This is a genomic window from Shigella sp. SIG3, from assembly GCF_053555855.1.
Map to the genome: position 1 here is coordinate 1 of NZ_JBQZXE010000255.1, position 1,053 is coordinate 1,053.

The 1,053-nt window shown below is 47.9% G+C and carries 1 protein-coding gene; it reads left to right on the top strand.

Features of this window, described 5'->3' with window-relative positions:
• A partial coding sequence (gene ydfJ, locus ACUU1I_RS20720; protein WP_449144922.1) for an MHS family MFS transporter YdfJ occupies positions 1-1,018 on the top strand: 1,018 nt, incomplete at its 5' end.
• Positions 1,019-1,053: the final 35 nt, after the last annotated feature.

Below are 1,053 nucleotides of genomic sequence, written 5' to 3' on the forward strand. Positions count from 1 at the left end.
ACCCATCTTGCTGGTGACGCTGCGTATTATTCAGGGATTGGGTGCAGGTGCGGAAATTTCCGGTGCCGGTACGATGCTGGCGGAATATGCGCCAAAAGGTAAGCGCGGAATTATCTCCTCATTTGTGGCTATGGGAACTAACTGCGGCACCTTAAGCGCAACGGCAATCTGGGCCTTTATGTTCTTCATTCTCAGTAAAGAGGAACTGCTGGCGTGGGGATGGCGTATACCGTTCCTGGCGAGCGTTGTCGTGATGGTCTTTGCTATCTGGTTGCGTATGAATCTGAAAGAAAGCCCGGTCTTTGAGAAGGTTAATGACAGCAACCAACCGACAGCAAAACCTGCACCTGCTGGTAGCATGTTCCAGAGCAAATCCTTCTGGCTGGCAACAGGGCTGCGTTTTGGTCAGGCGGGTAACTCCGGTTTAATTCAGACTTTCCTTGCAGGCTATTTAGTACAGACGTTATTGTTTAACAAAGCAATTCCAACAGATGCATTGATGATCAGTTCGATTCTCGGCTTTATGACCATTCCGTTCCTTGGTTGGTTATCCGATAAAATTGGTCGCCGGATCCCGTATATTATTATGAATACCTCTGCGATTGTGCTGGCGTGGCCAATGCTTTCTATCATCGTAGATAAAAGCTATGCCCCGAGCACCATTATGGTTGCACTGATTGTGATTCATAACTGTGCGGTGCTGGGATTATTTGCTCTGGAAAACATTACCATGGCAGAAATGTTCGGCAGTAAAAACCGCTTTACCCGGATGGCTATTTCAAAAGAAATTGGTGGTCTTATCGCTTCCGGTTTTGGTCCTATCCTGGCGGGTATTTTCTGCACCATGACGGAATCCTGGTATCCGATCGCCATTATGATCATGGCATATTCAGTGATTGGTTTAATCTCTGCGCTGAAAATGCCAGAGGTGAAAGACCGTGATTTAAGTGCGCTGGAAGACGCTGCGGAAGATCAACCGCGTGTTGTAAGAGCTGCGCAACCTTCCAGAAGTCTGTAAACCCTCAATCCCTTCTCTTACCGGAGAGGGGATTT